We start from the raw sequence: 17,199 nt of genomic DNA, 5'->3' as shown, positions 1-17,199 counted from the left end.
TCGCTGACCTGCCCGTCGCCGAGTTCGACGACCCTCCACACACCGTCGGCGCGCAACGCCAGGTCCACGGTGACGAAGGGCAGACCGAGCCCGGCGATCTACGGCGTGATCGCGTCGGGGTCGACGTCGACCGCGCAGAACCCCAACAGCCCCGAGGTGGTTGCCACAGGCGGAGTCATGGCCGCACTGAATAGAGAGCGAACTTTCTCGGCGGTGTACGCCGGCAGCGCCATGCCCTACCCGGCGCAGCGAGCCTTCGCGCCACAAACCACTAGAGACATCCGCCGTTGGCACGACAGATCACCCGCCAACACATCCATCTCGAGAGGAAACATCATGCCCGCACTCATCAGGATCCTCGCATGACCAGCCGGATCATCGCCCTGGTCGGCTCGGTCGTCGTCGGCGTCGCGTTCCTGTGCGTCGCCGGTCTGATCGCACTCACCGGGGCGGTGTCGGCCTGTTCGGTGGCCGCCGCCCCAGGCGGCGCGATCGGCCGCTACGACGTCGAGCAAAGGCACTTCGCGCAGGTCATCGTTACTGTCGGCGTCCAGCAAGGGATCCCACTGCGAGGTCAGGTGATCGCAGTGGCCACCGCACTACAGGAATCCGGGTTGCGCAATCTCGGCCATCTCGGTGACCGCAACGACCACGATTCCCTCGGCCTGTTTCAGCAACGGCCGAGCCAGGGTTGGGGCACACCGGTGCAGATCATGGATCCCGAGTACGCGGCGGCGGCGTTCTACCGCAAGCTCGTCACCATCGCCGGTTGGGAGCTGATGCCGCTGACCGTCGCCGCGCAGGCCGTGCAGCAGTCGGCCTTTCCGGACGCCTACGCACCGTGGGAGAACGACGCGGCACTCCTCGTCGGGCTCGTCGCCGGCGGGCCGGTCGACTCGGGCGGCTCCGGTGCGCCGTGCGTCAGCGTCGGCGGCTGGACGAAGCCGGTCCAGGGAGGCTTGGGGTCCGGGTTCCGCACCGAAGGCCGGCCCGGCCACGACGGCGTCGACATCGCCGCACCCAAGGGCACCCCGATCCACGCTGCCGCCACCGGGCTGGTCATCCGCGTGGTCTGCGACGCCCACCTGCGTGACGGCAGCCCTTACTCCTGTGACGTGGACGGGCATCCGGTCAACGTCGCAGGCTGCGGCTGGTTCGTCGAGCTGGAGCACTCCGACTCGACGGTCACCCGGTACTGCCACATGCTGCGCCGCCCACCGGTCGAGGTAGGCCAGCAGGTCACCGTCGGTCAGGTCATCGGCCAGGTCGGCAGCAGCGGCCACTCCTCCGGACCCCACCTGCATCTGGAAACCCACACCGGCCAGCCCGCGATCGATGCCAACGCCGTTGACCCCGTCGACTTCTTCGCTATCCGTGGCATCGACCTGACCGCACCGACGCCAGCGACGACGGGCCCGTGAGACGCGGCAGCCCCTTTTTGCACCCAAGCAAACTACTCACAGTAAATGAATCAGCACGGAAGGAGTCATGGGGCTGTTGATGGATGGGCAGGACCTGGCCGCGTGTCACCGCATGCGGCTGCAGGACGTCGGATGCTATCTACTCGTTGCCATGGGTGGAACAGCGTTAAGCATCCTGGCTCCTCACGACACCGAGCGGATCGAGTCGATCGTGATTGAGGAGATGATCGCTGAGGGGCTGCATCGGTACGAGCCCGATCCGCGCTACTGGTACTCCAGCCAGGGTCTGCCTTACGGGTACGTCATCGGCGCACCGGGCGGCGATGTTGATACCGAGGAGCTACGGCTCGTCGAGCAAACGGCGGGGACGGCGATGGGCTGCATCGTCGAGCTGCACATCTTCGTCAGCGATCGTGCCGGACGACCCGCTCTGGCCCAGATGGCTCAACGAGTAGCGGGCCGGACCGACGGCTGGATGTTCGTCGAGTTTGACGGCGCACCCTCCCCTGACCTGCTTGAGCACCTCGATGGCGGGGGCCACTGCGTCCGTGTCGATGGTGCCGGGTATCTCGACGCAGAGGCGAGGACCGTTCGTACACCTGATCGACTGTCGTATTGACCCGCTACCCTGGCTACATGCCGTACGCCACTGACTCGCTTGGGCGGTATACCCGCGCGCAGCGACTCAGTCGCGCGGACGTTGACGTCACAACGCTCCTGGCTCAGCCCGAGGTCGCCGATCGGGTCTCTAGCAAGCTGACCAAGTACTACGACAAGATCACGGGCGCTGCGGTAGATGGCTATGTCTCACCGATACGGCCCGTTGACCTGCTGCTCCAAGCTCTGGGGCGGGCGTACCGGCACCCCGCCACCTCCACCCGTAAGTCTTTCAAGATCGACCTCTCTACCGATGGTGCTGAGGTAGACGTCCTCCCCGCACTTGTTGACTTGGATCAACGGACGTGGCTCGCCGGGACCGACGGGCTGCACCAGGACCTTTTCCGATCGCTCCCCAAGAAACTGTCACGCGCTGAGCGGGACCTGACCGAGTCCGCAACCGTGGAGCGGCTTCGTGGCAACATCGCGAGGCGCAGTCTCACATCGGGCAGTGTCGGTGCCGGCAAGACCTGGGTCCTCATTGTCGATCACGTTGCGACAGACGCTCATGCGGAATTGGCGCGACTCTGGTCTCGCCTTGACATCGGGCGCATGCTGGCGCGGCATGTCAAGATCGTCATCCGACGAATCCTCGGCCTGTCGATGCAGAGGATTACCCGGGTTGTGCACGTGTCTACCGAGGTGGTCCGCTCCATTGAAAGTCATCGCAGCCGAGCACCAGGACGTTCGCGGACTTCAGTCGATCTTGTCCGCTGGGAGCCCTTGACCATCTGATCCAAGGCGCTCCCGCCTCTTGTCAGGGAGTAGTCCGGTGTGGTCATGGATACCAACTGACCCGATCGCCATCGCGGCGGTTCTGGGTCTGCCCACTGTAGGACTTTTGGTTAGGAAGTGCGCTGATCCGGTCTTCCTGTGTGCTGTGGTAGCCGTCCTGCACCGGGATAAGGCTCGTCGTGACGATGCACGAGAGGCTATGCGTGATCTCTTGAGTGCCCCTCGCGCCCGGCGTCGTGCGTTGCTCTCAAAGCCGCCTCCGGAGGGTTCCTGAGTCCGACCTGGACTGGCCGAGGAGGCCAACCGAGTGCGTCGAGCGGTGGTGGCCACCGCCGCAGCCGCTCGGCGGCGTGGTCCAGGGCATGGAAGACCATCTCCATCCGGACAGTGAACCAGAGCGGGGCGGCGGTCCGAGTCGAAAATGCCTCCTGCGGATCACTCAGAACCGGGCGCGGTCGCCACGTTGCCGCTGTTGTTGGCGATCAACGCATGGGATGTAGGCGAGCCGGTCGACGTATTCGTGGCACGTCGGCGTGCCTGATGCATCGCCGCTCTGCCTGCCAGATGCGCCGCCGCAGGCTGCCGCTCGGCGGCCGGCACTGCGCGCTGAGCGTGTGTGCCGTCGAGCTGACCGTCAGGCCTTACTGGTGTCGGGACCGGCCTCCATGCGGCCGCCCTTGCCCCAGTTCCGTCACGAAGCAGATGGTTGCGGCCGTCGGCGTCACCAGCGCGATCAGCCCCGGGCGATCATCGCCACGTCCGACCGCGCTACCGGGCCGGCGCCGCAATGGTCTTGACCGTCGGCTTGGGCTGCCGCTTGACCGGCTCGTCGCCGATGTCCTTGGTGGGTTTGAGGACACGCAGGTCGAGCATCCGGGCGCGGAAGGCCATGCTGTTGTCCATGGTCAGCAGCCGGACGGGCATCCTGGAGTAGGCCTGCAGCGCGAGTGTCCGGTCGATGATCTCGTCGTCGTTGTCGTCGAGCCGCACGTGGTGCGCGTCGTCGAACAGTACTTCGATGGTGACCTTGTCGTGTGGCGTGCCGCCGGCGTTGGCGACCTCGTTGTAGTTGTCGGCCTCGCGGATCGTTACACGTGACCGTGGACGGAGCAGTAGTTCGTCCAGAACGCCTAGGGTGTGCCCGGCGCGCCACCGGCTCTGCTGGTTGCCTGACTCCTTGAGCCGGTCTAGCTCGTCGACCACCACGCGAGGCACGACCAGGCGCACCTCCTCGTACGCGACGCCAAGCAGCTCTGCGTACGTGATGTCACGGAACTTGTCGGGATGGTGGATGAAGACGCTGGTGTCCACCACGATGGGATATGCGTCCGAGGACCACCGGTTGATCTCGGCCTTGAGTGCCGTCCAGGCCCGCTCCCACATCTCGCCCCTTTCGGTGAGTTCGGCGTTGAGCAGGTCACGGGTGAACTGGTCGCGTCGGTCGCCCATCTCGGCCAGTCGCCAGAACCGCGGTGTGAAGATCAGCCGGTCGATGTCGGTTGGCTGGACCTGGTTACGCAGGACCCGGGCGTTCTCGTTCGCCCAGTTCAGGTAGCCGGTCAGGTCACCGTGATGGTTCGTGATCGTGGTTTTAGCTTGGAACAGCAGGTCGAGGACACGGGAGGCGTGGGCGCCGGGCGACGGGGTGACGAGCATGCTGAAGATCTTGCCAGCGCCGCACCCTGCGCCACCACCACGATGAGGCTTCCAGCCCCCAGCGGCCGCCGCCTCTCCCTCTGCGCAGGCCCGACTCACCGGGCTGCCGGGCGCGCCGGTCGCTCGGCTTAGCCGAGCTGGCGCAGCGCCCGGCGGCGTTGCTCGCGGAGCGAGTCGGCCCGCGGCGGCGGCGGTGTGGGCGGAGACGGCACGGCGGCCTCGACCCGGCGCACCTCAGCGCCGTGGGCGTCGGTTTGGCGCAGGATCCGTTCGGGCTCGTGCGGGGCCGGCCACGCTACGAGCAAATAGTCTTCAACCGGGGCGGACACGGACTCGTCGGGCACAGCGTCTCGGCCGCGCACATGTACCCGCAGTCGATAGGAGCCCGGACCGGCCACCGTCAGTGGCCCCAGGTCGGCGGGCGGATCGGCCATCAGCGCCATCGCCCGCACCGCGCCGCTCGGGGCGGACAGGCTAACCTCGACCACGTCGTTCCAGCCCGCGGTATCGTCCGGCGGCGGGTCGGCGGTCAGCGCCCGCAGCAAAAGGGTCGCGGGGCCGCCGGCTTTCCCGGTCCAGATCTTGACCACGCGGGGACCGGCCGCGCCCGCGAGGCCTCCACCGAGATCCGGCCGACTAGAGGACATTGCGACGCACGCTTCGTCGACTTCACGCGGGCCGTCTGGGACGCGACGTGCCTGGCTCGGCTCCTCCTGCCAGAATGATCCGGCTTGTCAGCCGGCGTCGACGGGGAGGCGGACGTGGAGAGGTTCGACGAGGGACTTCGGTGTCAGGATGTGCACTCTGGCCTGCGCAACTTGGATCCGAACTCCGGGAGCCTTACGCAGCTCGCCGACACACAGCTGATCGGGATGGCGGCGAGCCTCGCCGCGCTCGTCCGTGGCCAGGACGTAATCAGCGACGCTCAGGCGCTCAGGGCTCTCGCCGCGGAGCAGCTCGACGTCAATCAGTTCGCGTTCGACCAGGTCATTGCGCTGCTCGATGAAGTCGAGTTCGTGGCGGGCGTCCAGCGCGCTGGCGGGAAGATCACCAAGTTCACCGAGAACGTCCCGTACTACGACGACCTCTACACAATGCTCGGGGAGGCCTGGCGAGACAGGTCACCGACGGAGGTCGAGCAGCAGATGATCGTGCTAGTTCACCATCTCGCCGATGCCCCGGTGCCTATCGACGGCCTGGCCGATCGGCTCGGGCTCGACACCTCGGTCGTGCCCAACCTGCTGGAGGTCGGCGAGCGTGCCGAGCTGGTGAAGAAGGTCTCACTCCTCGACGGCGATGTCATTTACTCCCCATTCTTCGGGTTCGAGAATCCTGAGCTGATCTCGGATCTCGTGCGGGAGCATGGATCGGAGCAGCTCGCGTTGGCGTTTGCCGCGCTGCGTAACGAACAAGGGATGCCCGTCACCGAAGCCCAACCCGTCCTGCAGGACGCGATTGCCCGGGGTTTGCTACTGGCGCCGGCTGTGGAGCTGCGAAGCGGGTTGTCACAGCCGTTCGCCACGCTGCCGTACGTGCTTGATCCGCAGCTATTGCGGGCACGGAAGCCCGTTCTGGAGAAGGCGCTGGCCATGCTGGCCTGCTTGCGCTGTGGCCAGTACTACGGCGAGTACAACAGCCTAACGAAAGAGGCAATGGTCGCGATCATCGACAAGCTCCTGGACCCCGGACGCGGCTTCCTGGTGCCCCACCAGGCGCACCGGCGTCAGTACCGGCTTATGCATGCCGCCGGCCTGCTCGCCTTCGACGCCGACTTGCGGCCGGGCGGGAGCTGGGTAACCCCCCGGTTCATCGACACCCCGGACAACCGGGAGGCGTTGACGATCGCTCGGGACCTGATTACCCACGGAGAACCGTTGGCCGGGCGAGTCGGTGAGGACCAGGCGCGAGCCGCCCTTGTCGTCAACGGGCGCTTCACCGCGCCGATGCAGACCTTGTCGCGCCTGCGAGGCAAGGCGGCCATTCCTGATCAGAAGTGGCAGAGCGTGATTGACAAGGCGTTCGGGAAGGGGCAGCTCCGATGAGCCAGCACGATCTCGGTCTGAAGGTCGCCGCTCGCCGGCTGCTCTGGAGAATGGGGTACACGACCAGGCTCAACGTGGAACTGCGAGGTGTCTGGGCCCTCGAGCAGGAGCGGACCCAGGATCGCGGGCGGCGCACAAGCCAGCCGGAGTCCTTCACGGATCTCGACGTGCTCGGCATCGGCATCATCGGGTCCCGCGTGCATAGCGCCATCGTTGACTGCAAGACAACCAAGGACGGATCCACCGGTCGGATGTTCTGGATCCGGGGAGTCACAGAGTTCTTTGCCGCCGACGACGCCTACATGGTTCGAGACTCGAACGTCACCGACGCTGCACGGCAGTTGGCCAGTCGGCTGGGAATCACGGCGCTGACGAAGGATGACCTCTCCCGGCTGGAGGCGCTGCACCCCTCCGACCTGCCCCTCGGCAACGGACCAGTCTCCTGGCTGTTCGACAGCGATCGCGCGGTTGGCGCAAGCGCGGCCTTCGTCGGCCTCGACAAGAGGCTCAAGCCGCTGCTGGACTACCGGAACTTCAACTATTGGCTCTACGACGAGTATCGGAATCCTGTGCAGCTCGTCGAGCAGCTTCGCAGCTGCGCCGAGTTGCTAGACCCTCGTAGCCCACACCACCTTGCGCTGGTCCTGGACTTGGCCTGGCTGTACTTGATCACCGTCAGCCATGGCATCCACGCAATTCGGGCCGCGCATATGGCAAATCCCGACCGCGGGCTGGCCCAGTACCTGCATGGAGGAGCGGTGGGCCTGCGGGAGAAGCAGGATCTAGCGCAGATGCTGGTCGGTTTGCGCGACGCTGGCGCGCTGCCTGCGAAAGTCGACCTGGACCCCCTCCCGAGCTACTACCCCAAGATGCTGGAACTGGTCACGCGGATCATGCGCCGCCCGGACCGCGTGCTGCCCGCTCTGCGGCTCCTTGAGGTCGTCACGTCAGCTATGGCCCTCAAGGAGCGTGTCGAACCGAAGGACCTTGGCGGCCTTTTCGATGAACTGGCCGCGAAGCAGGCCGCCGACGTGGTTGGATTCCTCGTCACCACGACAGGGCTCGATCTCGGTTTCCGGGCCCGCGCAAGGTCACTCCTGCTTGGAGAACCGGTCGTATGAACTGGCCAACCGGGCAGTGTTCTCACCGGGCCGTAACTCAGCGGCCTGGCCGGCACCGGGACCGGCTGAGCGTCTACGGCCAATGGCAGCCGCGCATGGCCGACGCCGAGCCGGTCGCCGAGCTGCTGCGGCAGTTGGTGGCGACCGGCTGGGAGTCTTACCTCGCTGAGCGGCTCGACCGCGGATCATGACCCTCACCGCGATTGCCCACGGCGAGCGGGAACGGATCACCGACGACCTGGCCGTCGCGTAGTCCGACCTGTACGACGAGCTGCTGTGCATCCCGGCGCCCACCGGCCGGGCCGCCACCTATGCCCAGACCACCGCAGCGAAGCACGGGTGGCAGCCGCTCGCCGACGAGCCGTGGCGGTCCAGCGTCGACGTCGACCACGAGATCGTGCGCCGGGCCGCCCGGCCGGCGGACCCGGGCCGGGAGCTGGGCGTCGCCGAGCGGGCGGCCGCGATCGACCACGTGGTGTACGTCAGCCAGCGGAACCACACCGCGGCGGCCCGGGTGCTGGGGATCTCCACGCGCACCGTCATCCGCCACGTCCAGCGAGGCCCGGCGCCTGGGATAGCTAGTCCTGCTGCGGCCCGAAGTTCTCTTCGACGAACAGCTCCGAGGGAAGGTCGGACAACGCCCGGACCCGCACCTGGCGGCCGTCGACGCCGCGGCGGTACATCTTCAACTCGAACATGTGCGTCATCTGCTGGAGGAGCGCGAGCGGGTCGACGTCGTGCACAAGGAACTCGGTTACTTCGATCTCGTCACCGGGCTGGGTCTTCTCCCACACGTCACGGGGCGTGGCGACCAGCCGCAGGTCGTAGCCGCTTTCACCGCCGCCGATGCTGAACCCGACCAGCTGCCACTCGTCAGTGTCGAGCCCGACCGTTCGCCCTAGCCCCTGCCACGGAATCGTCATCCGCTCGTCCAGCTGCGCCGTGCCCTTCCAATCGGGGAAGGACACGCTCGCCTCGCCCCAGACCTCGCCGTCCACGCCTTCTCCGTCCTCGATGTGGTGCCTCAGCTGCGAGCGTAGGGGCCGCCACCGACGTGACGCCGGGACGCAGGGCCCCGCCGGCCGGGACGATCCTGGCCGTGACCATCCTGCTGCCCCCGATGGGCCCTCCGGAAAGACTGCGCCGAGGACGACCATCCTCGAGACCACCGCGGCCGGTTCATCGAGGTCGGCACCTGGGTGCGGGCGTGGACCCCGGGGTCGGGGAGACCGTCGGCGAGGTCATGGCCACGCCGGGCGGCGGGCAGCTGCTGCTTCGGGGGCGCGCCCCGCAGTGCGCCTGGTCGTAGTCGGGGCTGTCCACACACGAACCGCAGGTTCGCCGGCACCTCCTAGCCGTGCGCCTTGCGGTGCTCCGGCCGGACCTCCTCGTCCCCGACGGTCCGCCACGTCTTCGTGCCGGGGCGTTGTCCCGGGCGACGTCGGCGACCTCGTCGGTAATGGCCTGCACCTTGCGGGCGACCATCGCGGCGACGATCTGCTCAAGCCCGTTACGCGGTCGGAACCGGGTAGCCACGATCCACCTCCGGCGGGACGATCAGGCCTGCACCTCGACGTAGTCGACGTCGGGCACGCCAGGGACTTCATGCCGCCGGGGATGCCGGTCACCGTCCACGTGCGGACGTCGTCGACCACGGCCACGGTGTCGCTGGCGCGGACCGACCACACAGCCGGGTCGAATCGCCACTTCCACGGCCCGTCGGGCTGCTCGACCGCGCCGCCGGGCGTCGGGTCGGTGACCGAGGCGTTGTCCGGGCCGAGGGATCGGGGTGGCGTGGGCGTCCCGCTCGGCGGGATGCTGCCGCTTTCGCACCTGGTAGAGGCCGTCTGCCAGCAGGACTCCCATGCCGCGCCTCCCGTCCCGGGTGAACCGGGGCGGCAGGCCCCCTGATTTCCTGCCGCCCCGGTCTGCCCGCTCGCTCACCTGCCGACTGGCGGCTTACGGGCTCGACCCCCGGGTCCGCGCGAACAGTAGGCGAGCCGCTGCGGTTGTGTCTCGCCGGCCGACGGCGGCTGCCGTTCCGCGCCAGCTACGTCGGCAAGAACATCCCCACGGTCGCCGCGCCCCTGCTGGACGGGTGCACCAGCGTGGGCTCGAAGGGCTCCAGCGCGAGCGTGCCCGCCTTGATCTCGAGGACGAGGTCAAACTGCTCGCGTGGACCCAGTGCGTGGGTGCATCTCGTCGACCCGGGGTGACGTCTGGCCCACCTCTGGCTCGAGACCTGAATCACCGCCGGGGGGCCTCTACCTGCGGAAACGTCCACACGGGGTAGTGGCCGGCTACGCGTCCGCGCAGTGCTGCGCACACGGGGCGTGCGGACCAGTAGGATGCTACTTCGGTTGATGTTCCTCCCCGCTCGGGAGCAACTCGGGTCGTCCCCAGGACGTCCGGGTGCGAAGTCGAGTCCCCGGGGAAAGGAGGTCCGTCATGCCGAACCAGTCGTCCCGTCGGGGTCGCCGGCATGTATGTCAGTGTCCCCATTCCAGAGGCTCCGCCCACCGGTGGAGCTGGCGGAAGGCCCGCCGGTGGGCCGGTCCTGCGATGCAGGGCGCGGCGCTGCTGGTGAACCTCTTCCGCCTCTGGAAAGGGCTGTAGCCGCGCCTTGATGGCACGGCTACAGGACCGGTGAAGGGCGCTCCACTCGAAGGTTCGCGGCCAGAGGGTGGAGCGTTCTTCGTTTTCCAACTTCTACTGCGACACGTCGACAGCACCCGCATCTTGTCATAAAGCGCCGTTCGACAGTAGGGAACCCCAGATCCCAACTTGGCGAACGTCGTGTTACGCGATATCGTCCCGGCGGCTCTGACGTGCGGTTTCCGCCTTGTGACAGTAGCTCGCTGGGGTTTTGCAGTCCTGACATACGGTACGCGCGTACGACTAGGGCCACCACCGAACGGGCGAAACTCACACCAAGCCGCTGATCAGGGCTTTCGCGCACGTACGTTCCTGCGTTGACGCACGCGACGTGCGGTACGCCGCTCGTACGGGCCGGGGATCCTCCAGCCCGAGCGGGGGTACGCCCGGCGCCCGGCCAGCCGCCACCGGTCAATGGACGACGGCGGCGCCTCAGTCGTCGGCGCGTCGGCCGCGTCGAGCCGGATGCCGACGTGACGGACTGGCCCTCGCCGACATCGACTTCGCCAGCGAGCGAGCCCGCACCGTCCTGCTTCGGGAAGCTGCGCTGGCCGGGTGGGCCGTAGGCGGCGCGGGGGTTGGGCTCACCAGCGTGGCAGCACTGTGTGCACACGGAAATGTTCAGCGGGACGGTCTTCGGTGACAAGGGGTGCGGAGACATTTCACTCCGCAGCTGGGCGGCCCGCCAACTGAAATCCTCAGCAAGGTCCGACAGAAAGGATGGCGACGTCCCGTGGCGGCGGTATGTCTTGGTCGCGTCCACCAGGCGCACGATGGGGATGCTCACGAGTTGGGCAGGTCGCGCAGCAGTGTGGCGGCCAGTTCCTCGGTGGCCGGGTCTATGGTGATTCCGGCGTCGTCGAGTTCTCGGCGCAGGACGGCGAGACGTTCCCGTACGCCGGTGGCCTCGCCGAGGCGGGCGGCGGTGCGCATGGCGCGGCGGGCCAGTTCCTCGGAGAGCGGGTCGAGTGCGCAGGCGGCGTCGTAGAGGGCGAGCGCGGCGGCGGGGTCACGATCGGCGTGCAGTCCGGCGGCGTGGGCGTACATTTTGACCAGCCGGCGTCGGGTGTGCTCGCGGTCGGTGTCGATCCATTCGTAGTCGCTGCCGTCGGCCAGGCCACCGCTGGTGACGGCGATCGCGGTCTGTAGGAGGGCCAGGCGGCTGGCGTCGTCGGCTGCGGTGGCGAGTCGGGTGTATGCGTCCTCGACGGTCCACCAGTCGACCTGCAGCAGGGTCGGGTTGAGGTGGTACCGGCCACCGGTGTTGATCACTGGTTCGATTTTGGCAGCGGTGGCGGTGGGTGGGGTGTTGGTGTGGGCGATGGAGCGGATGACGCTGCGCAGGTTGGCCACGCAGGTGGAGAGGCGTTCGGCGGCGCGGGAGACGGTCACGTCGGGCCAGATGGCTTCCATGATGTCGTCGAGGGCGGCGCCGTCGCGGTGGACGACGAGGTAGACGAATAGTTCCAGGCTCTTGGCGCGTAGGCCGCGGACGGGATCGCCGTCGGGGCCGAGGATTGCGGGTGTGCCGAGGACTCGGGCGTGGACTCGCCGTACGGAGGTGCTCTCGGTGGGCCGGGTGGCGTCGGACGGGTCGGTGGCGGCTTCGTTGTGCGGGGCGGGAGGGTCAGGCGCGGGGTTGCGGGTTTCGGGTTCGTCGGCCGCGTGGACGTCGGTGGCAGGTGTGGCGGGCTGTGGCTGGGGACGGGCGGCGGGCGTGGACCGGTCGGTGGAGGGTGCGGCGTCGTGGTGGGCTTGCGCGAGCGTGGTCAGGATGGTGGTCGTCGCGGTCGGGTCGAGCACGGCGAGGCGTTCGCCGTCGCCGCCTTCGGTGGTGCCGTCTGCGGAGACGGTGAGGGTGGTGCCGGCGGGCCAGGCGCCGATCAGGGCGACACCGATGTCGACGTTCCTGCCGAGGCGGACGGCGGTGGCCAGGCGGGTGTGCCAGGGCTGGTCGGGTACGTCGGCGATGAGCAGTAGTTGCGGTAGCGGTTCGCTGAGGAGTTCTCCCTCGCGCAGTGCGTCGACGGTGGCGGCCTGCTGGTCGGCGACGATGCGGCTGCGGCGGATGATTTCCTCTTCGAGGAGCGTGAGCGCGACGGCGAACGTCGGGGCGACGGTGAGGCGCGACATCGGAGGGAGGTCGGCTGCGGCGGCGCCGAGCAGTGTGGTCAGGGTCGAGGCGGCGATGATGACGCGGCCTTGCCCGTCCGGTGTGTCGTCACCGGCGGTGAGGGTGGCGATCAGGAGTGCGCGGGCGGCGTCCGGGGCGGCAGGTCCGTCCAGGCCGAGGCCCACGGTGACCGGGAGGGTGCCGGCACCTGCCAGTTCCGCGCCGCTGGGTTTGCGGGGCGACGCCGAGGGTGTCGCGTCTACGGAGGTGTCGGTGCCGGCGGCCGCACGGTGCTCGGGTGGGTCATCCTGCGGTTGCGGTGCGGCGTGCCGCATACCTTGCCGGAGGCGGGTCGACGCGGCCAGGGGTAACGCCAGGCGGGTGTCTGGCGGGGGCGGGCTGGTGGCGGGCGGGCGCTGGTGTTGGTGGCCGCCGCGCTGGCGTGCTCTCGTGACGGCGTAGATGACGGCGGCGGCCAGGCCAGCTCCCATCGCGCCCCCGGTGATCCGAATCCAGCCAGTCGAGGGGGTTGAAAAGTTGTCCGGTGGCGGGGTGGTGGACGGATCGGCGGCAGCTGCCGACGACGCGGGGCTGGGCGTGTGGTGCGGAGGTGTCGTGGGCGAGGGTGATGGCGCGACGCAGGTGTCGGACGGTGGTGTGTCCGACGTGGAGGGACTGGTGGGAGTCTGCTTGTCTGGCGTCTCGGGTGGGGTGGTGTGTACGGCGGGCAGGTCGAGGGTCCAGCCAGGGCGGATCAGGTTCGGGTCTTTGAGGCTGCCGCCGATGTGGGGGTATTGGGTGCCGCGGTTGAGGACGTAGATCTCCCGCCACCGGTCGGGGTCGTCGAGGAAGCGGTCGGCGATGGCGGACAGGGTGTCGCCACGTCGCACCGTGTAGATCGGCGTCGCCGGCTCGCGTGTTCCCTGTTCTTTGACTGCTTCGTCGACGGTTGGCGGCGCCGGGTCGAGTGGGACGGCGCCTGTAGCGGAGGTGGCGTGCGCGATAGCGGGGACCGCGGCGGTGGTCACGGCGGTGGCGCCGAAGAACGCTGCCGCGAGACCCTGCAGAGGGGTGGGCAGCCGAAGCGCGATGCGCCACCGGATCCGACGGGCGAAGGTGTGATACACGCGGCGGGACACGGTGGCGGCGAGCAATGTCCAGAGCAGCCATGCGCTGATCTGCAGAAGTGCGGCCACGAAGCCGGTGGTGAGGGGTTGCTGCAGCCACGCCCGTAGCTGCTCCGGTGACGGCGCCGTGAGGGAGACGACCCCGGTCAGGAACAGCGTGACCGGCGGTGCCACCGCGATCAGGACAGTGCCGCACGTGGCGACAACGGTTGCGCAAGCAGCAGATCGTGGCATGCCCGGTCTCCTCGCCGTAAGGATCCTCTGTGGTGGGACCGACGGTAAGAGCGGCACGGGGCAGATGTGCTGGTGTCGATGCTTACAAGACCTCACACGTTCTTACGCAACCTTACAACCGCAGGTCACGGCCATGTTGGGCGCTGGTGATGGCGCCAGTGGAGCATGCTCGGGTGCAGCCACGTCTCCGGTGTCAACGCCGGCTGAACTTTCAGGCGGAGCCCGACACCCGGGTTGCAAGTCCACAAGCTTCGATGATCCGTCGATCACGCGGAGTTCCGTGAGCGTGCCCCGGGCATCCGCGTGGGCAACACCGGACGACTTCCGCCTGCTGTAACGCGCCGACCTGCCTGTCGTATTGGCCGCCCCGGTACGGGCGACGATGTGCGGCGGTGAGGCTTCCCGAATGAGCGGGGATGTCGCCGCTGGCCTCCGATGCCCGGACGGCTGGTTGCGACCACAGCAGCCGCCGCAGCGACCGGCCAACGTGGGATGATGCGGAACTTTGCAGGTCGTCTGCCTGCGGCCACGGGCAGAGGAGGAAACCGAGGCTGTGCGTCGTGAGTGGCGTGGGCGCGGAGCGTTCAGGCTGCCGTCGGCGGACGAGCCCGCTTCGCCAACGGACGTCTCCCGTTCGCCGGGCAGCCAGCGCGCAGGGGCGGGGCTCAGCTGTGCTGGATCTGTTTTGTCAGGGGGCTGTGTGGGTGTCGGTTGTGCAGGCTCGGATTGCGATGGTGACCTGGTTGCCCACGGACGGGTCTGTGGTGCAGTGCAGTCCGAGGTTCGTTATTCGGTCGTCGCGTGTGTCCCATTCGCGGGCGCCGGGGTCTCGCCCGAGGATTGGGCCGAGTGAGTCGATCGTGGCCTTCCAGAGGTTGGGCCAGGCGCGGCGGGGACCGATTACGAAGGCGAGTTGCAGGGCGATGCCGCCGTCGGGAAGTGGTGGGGCGGTGCTGATCTGGTCGTGGATCTGCCGCTTGTAGGTGGTGGTAGTTGCCGATGCGGTGGTGTGCACCTGTAGCGAGTACATCCCGCCGGGGTCGGGGGTGGGCCGGGTCTGGCACACCGCGACTGAGGATGTCGTTGCGTGCTGCTTGGTCGCCCATACCGAGGCGAACTGCCGCAGGGTGCCCTTGGTCAGCGTCGGGACGAGCGGGAACAGGTAGTTGTCGAGGTCGTTGTGCAAGAGCAGGGGCACCGTGTCCGGCAGCCCGATATCCAGGCGCAGTGCGAGTGGATCCGGTACGACAGCCATTGTCGGGGCGATGGCCGCCAAGACGTCGGCGGTGAACGCGGCGGAGCGGACCTGGCCGAGTGACCCGGCCGTGTCCCAGCTGGCCGGGGCGGGCACGACGTTGAGGGTGCTGCCCACGAGTTCCGGCCGTGCGTAGAAGACAGGCAGGGCCATGGACGAACTGTACCGCCGGGCCAGAGGCGGGACTCCCTCTGCGCAGGCGGCCTTTCTCTCCTGCGCTCGCGTTCGTGCCGGCGTTTGGCAGCGTCGCCTGGCCGGTGGCGCTCGGCTGCTGCTACACACGGCGCGTGGGGATGGATGATGATGATCAGTACGAGCGGGATGCCGACCAGCACTTGGCGGCCTACGGGTTGCGCGTCGCCCCCGACCAGGTTCCGATCGTTCGGGATGTCCTCATCCGTGAGACCCGGTACGAGACGGATACCTACGCTGGCAGGGGCACCATCTCCGGTAATACGCAGCTGATGCGGATCTGCGCCGTTCAGCTCTGGTATGCCGATGATGTCGAGGACGCGTTGCTGGTTCATCGCGCCCGCCGCACCAGCATGGACGCGACCGGTGCCATCGATGCGGAACTCATGTTGGGAGCGGGTGTGGCCAGGACGAAGGAGTACCTCGCAAGCCTGTGCACCGATGAGGCTCGACAGATCCTCGACGAGATTGCTTGGGTGGAGGATTCGTACGACGCCGATCGGTACGCGGCGTTTCTCGACATGTACTACCGGACTACATGAACCACCGTTCGCTGGCGAGCCTGGTGGCATTCGTCTACGACCCGGGCGATACGGGTTCGGCCGGGCTGTCCCGCGCGGCAGCAAGCTGCGGCCAGCGGGTACTCAGTGATATTCAGAACGTCGGGCGTGACGGTAGTTGATCGTGTGGTGCTCCGATGGTGCTCGGATGTTCGGCACCTTGTCAGCACAGTCGCGACTGTTTCAGCACGGAAGCAGTTCCGCCGCCTGCTGACTGTGGCGGCCCGCTGGGCGCAACGCCTGGACCAGCAGAAACAAAACGCCCTCTAGACGGCGGAGGCTGGGGCGAGGGAGACGCGGGAGGTGCGCCGCAGCGCGCCGCCGCTTTCGACGCTGAGTGCGCCGTGGGCCATGAGGGGCTTCAGTGCCCTGATCACGTGCTCGGGTCGGTACACCGTTTCTAGCAGGGTGAACTGACGCAGGTCTTCGACGCGGGCGGGTCCGCTGTCTCGGAGTCGTTGGGTGAGTAGTCGGGTCAGCGGTCCGAGTTGTGGCTCGTCGATGTCGAACAGCGTCTCGGCCTGCTCGTCGCGGGGATCGCGGAAGCCGACGCCTTGGGTACGGTCGACTTCCCAGAGGCTGTCCTTCATCTTCTGCACGCCGAGGCGATGGCCGGTGCCGAAGATCAGGTAGAGCGGTTGTCCCTTCCTCGGGATCAGCTCGAAGTCCAGCAGGTAGGGAAAGCCTGCCGCGCGCAGAGCTTGTCGGTAGCAGGTGAGGATGTGCCGGCTTTTCGCTGCTGGCGGCAGGTCTGCCACGGTTCGCCAAGTCGGGTCGCCGCCGAAGACTGCGTCGCCGGCTTCGCCGAGGTCGCTGACGAAGCGCACGAAGTGCTGCGGAAACAGGGTGACGATGACCTCGCTGGAGACGTTCGCGGCCAGGCGTCGCAGGAGGCGATACGGCACTGGCGCGTTACCCCAGGAGTCGAGGTTGGCGAAGATCGGTTGCCCCCAAGCGCGCATCTCGTCGAGTGTGGCCTCCAGACGCGTGGCGCAAGTGCCCTTAACGATCTTCACGGGCATGGCGGCGTCGGTGCGTGGCCGTTCAGGGAACGCCTTCGTCAGGGTCTCCCGGAGCATGTCGACGCAGCGCTGGTCGTCGTCGACGAAGGCGAAGCGGGCGATGCCCTTGGTTCTGGGCACCTTGGTGACCAGCGCGCGCATCGCGATAACTGGCGAACCATCCTCGCCGCCCTTGTAGATCCCAGGGCCCGAAAAGCCTTCGGCGTAGGTGACCGAGGGGTAAGCCTTAGAGCCGGCGAGGAGGATGGGAAACCATCGCTCGAGGTAGCGCTGGTAGATGTCGTGCTTGGCGCCCGTGTGTGGCGCGCATTCCCACGGCACCTCACCATTGACCGGCATCCCCACCCCCTGGCTACCGAGTGTCAGGGGTCAGTGTCTCATCGCAACCTCGTCGGTGGAAACCCGTCGA

The 17,199-nt window shown here is 67.7% G+C and carries 14 protein-coding genes; 6 read left to right on the top strand and 8 right to left on the bottom strand.

Translation table 11 applies throughout. The features are described 5' to 3' along the window. The first annotated feature begins 362 nt into the window (after window positions 1-362). The 3 genes from C1A38_RS05380 (at window position 363) to C1A38_RS05370 (ending at window position 2,813) form a co-directional block, all read left to right on the top strand. Complete coding sequence (locus C1A38_RS05380; RefSeq protein ID WP_102656715.1) at window positions 363-1,421, top strand: M23 family metallopeptidase; 1,059 nt, start codon at window positions 363-365, stop codon at window positions 1,419-1,421. Between the two features lie 79 nt (window positions 1,422-1,500). Beyond that, the gene (locus tag C1A38_RS05375) at window positions 1,501-2,040 is read left to right on the top strand and encodes a hypothetical protein (protein ID WP_233196642.1); all 540 of its coding nucleotides are present in this window, start codon (window positions 1,501-1,503) and stop codon (window positions 2,038-2,040) included. Between the two features lie 17 nt (window positions 2,041-2,057). Next, a complete protein-coding gene (locus C1A38_RS05370; RefSeq protein WP_102656713.1) occupies window positions 2,058-2,813 on the top strand; it encodes a hypothetical protein in 756 nt (251 codons plus the stop codon). A 768-nt stretch (window positions 2,814-3,581) separates the two neighbouring features. Here the strand turns inward: C1A38_RS05370 and C1A38_RS05365 are convergent. Together C1A38_RS05365 and C1A38_RS05360 are read right to left on the bottom strand one after the other, a co-directional pair. Then, window positions 3,582-4,469, bottom strand: a complete 888-nt coding sequence (locus C1A38_RS05365; protein WP_102656712.1) for a PIN domain-containing protein — start codon at window positions 4,467-4,469, stop codon at window positions 3,582-3,584. Between the two features lie 128 nt (window positions 4,470-4,597). Continuing rightward, window positions 4,598-5,059 carry a hypothetical protein gene (locus tag C1A38_RS05360; protein ID WP_102656711.1) on the bottom strand — a complete coding sequence of 154 codons (462 nt, stop codon included), beginning with the start codon at window positions 5,057-5,059 and terminating at the stop codon, window positions 4,598-4,600. Window positions 5,060-5,230: 171 nt separating this feature from the next. Here C1A38_RS05360 and C1A38_RS05355 point away from each other — a divergent pair, with 171 nt between their 5' ends. Continuing rightward, window positions 5,231-6,511, top strand: a complete 1,281-nt coding sequence (locus tag C1A38_RS05355) for a hypothetical protein (protein WP_102656757.1) — start codon at window positions 5,231-5,233, stop codon at window positions 6,509-6,511. Continuing rightward, window positions 6,508-7,632, top strand: coding sequence for a hypothetical protein (locus C1A38_RS05350; RefSeq protein ID WP_102656710.1), 1,125 nt, complete (start codon window positions 6,508-6,510; stop codon window positions 7,630-7,632). The genes C1A38_RS05355 and C1A38_RS05350 overlap by 4 nt, the downstream gene beginning before the upstream one ends. Window positions 7,633-7,941: 309 nt before the next feature. Here the strand turns inward: C1A38_RS05350 and C1A38_RS05345 are convergent, their stop codons facing one another. The 5 genes from C1A38_RS05345 to C1A38_RS05320 form a co-directional block, all read right to left on the bottom strand. Continuing rightward, the gene (locus tag C1A38_RS05345; RefSeq protein WP_102656709.1) at window positions 7,942-8,175 is read right to left on the bottom strand and encodes a hypothetical protein; all 234 of its coding nucleotides are present in this window, start codon (window positions 8,173-8,175) and stop codon (window positions 7,942-7,944) included. A gap of 35 nt (window positions 8,176-8,210) precedes the next feature. Then, window positions 8,211-8,630 carry a hypothetical protein gene (locus tag C1A38_RS05340; protein WP_102656708.1) on the bottom strand — a complete coding sequence of 140 codons (420 nt, stop codon included), beginning with the start codon at window positions 8,628-8,630 and terminating at the stop codon, window positions 8,211-8,213. Between the two features lie 559 nt (window positions 8,631-9,189). Continuing rightward, a complete protein-coding gene (locus tag C1A38_RS30680; protein ID WP_146017442.1) occupies window positions 9,190-9,498 on the bottom strand; it encodes a hypothetical protein in 309 nt (102 codons plus the stop codon). Window positions 9,499-11,070: 1,572 nt separating this feature from the next. Then, window positions 11,071-13,701: an AfsR/SARP family transcriptional regulator gene (locus tag C1A38_RS05325; protein WP_158244850.1), complete on the bottom strand. Its 2,631-nt coding sequence runs from the start codon at window positions 13,699-13,701 to the stop codon at window positions 11,071-11,073. 748 nt (window positions 13,702-14,449) lie between these two features. Next, window positions 14,450-15,169, bottom strand: coding sequence for a hypothetical protein (locus tag C1A38_RS05320; RefSeq protein WP_102656704.1), 720 nt, complete (start codon window positions 15,167-15,169; stop codon window positions 14,450-14,452). Window positions 15,170-15,243: 74 nt separating this feature from the next. Between C1A38_RS05320 and C1A38_RS05315 the strand changes: the two genes are divergently transcribed. Then, a complete protein-coding gene (locus C1A38_RS05315) occupies window positions 15,244-15,750 on the top strand; it encodes a hypothetical protein (protein WP_146017441.1) in 507 nt (168 codons plus the stop codon). Window positions 15,751-16,034: 284 nt separating this feature from the next. Here C1A38_RS05315 and C1A38_RS05310 read toward each other — a convergent pair whose 3' ends face one another. Further along, window positions 16,035-17,129: a three-Cys-motif partner protein TcmP gene (locus C1A38_RS05310; RefSeq protein WP_102656702.1), complete on the bottom strand. Its 1,095-nt coding sequence runs from the start codon at window positions 17,127-17,129 to the stop codon at window positions 16,035-16,037. Between the last annotated feature and the right edge of the window lie 70 nt (window positions 17,130-17,199).

The sequence above is a fragment of the Verrucosispora sp. ts21 genome (genome assembly GCF_002879555.1).
Taxonomy (GTDB): domain Bacteria; phylum Actinomycetota; class Actinomycetes; order Mycobacteriales; family Micromonosporaceae; genus Micromonospora; species Micromonospora gifhornensis.
The sequence above is the reverse complement of the archived record's forward strand: the minus strand, read 5'-3'. Positions and strand labels throughout refer to the sequence as shown.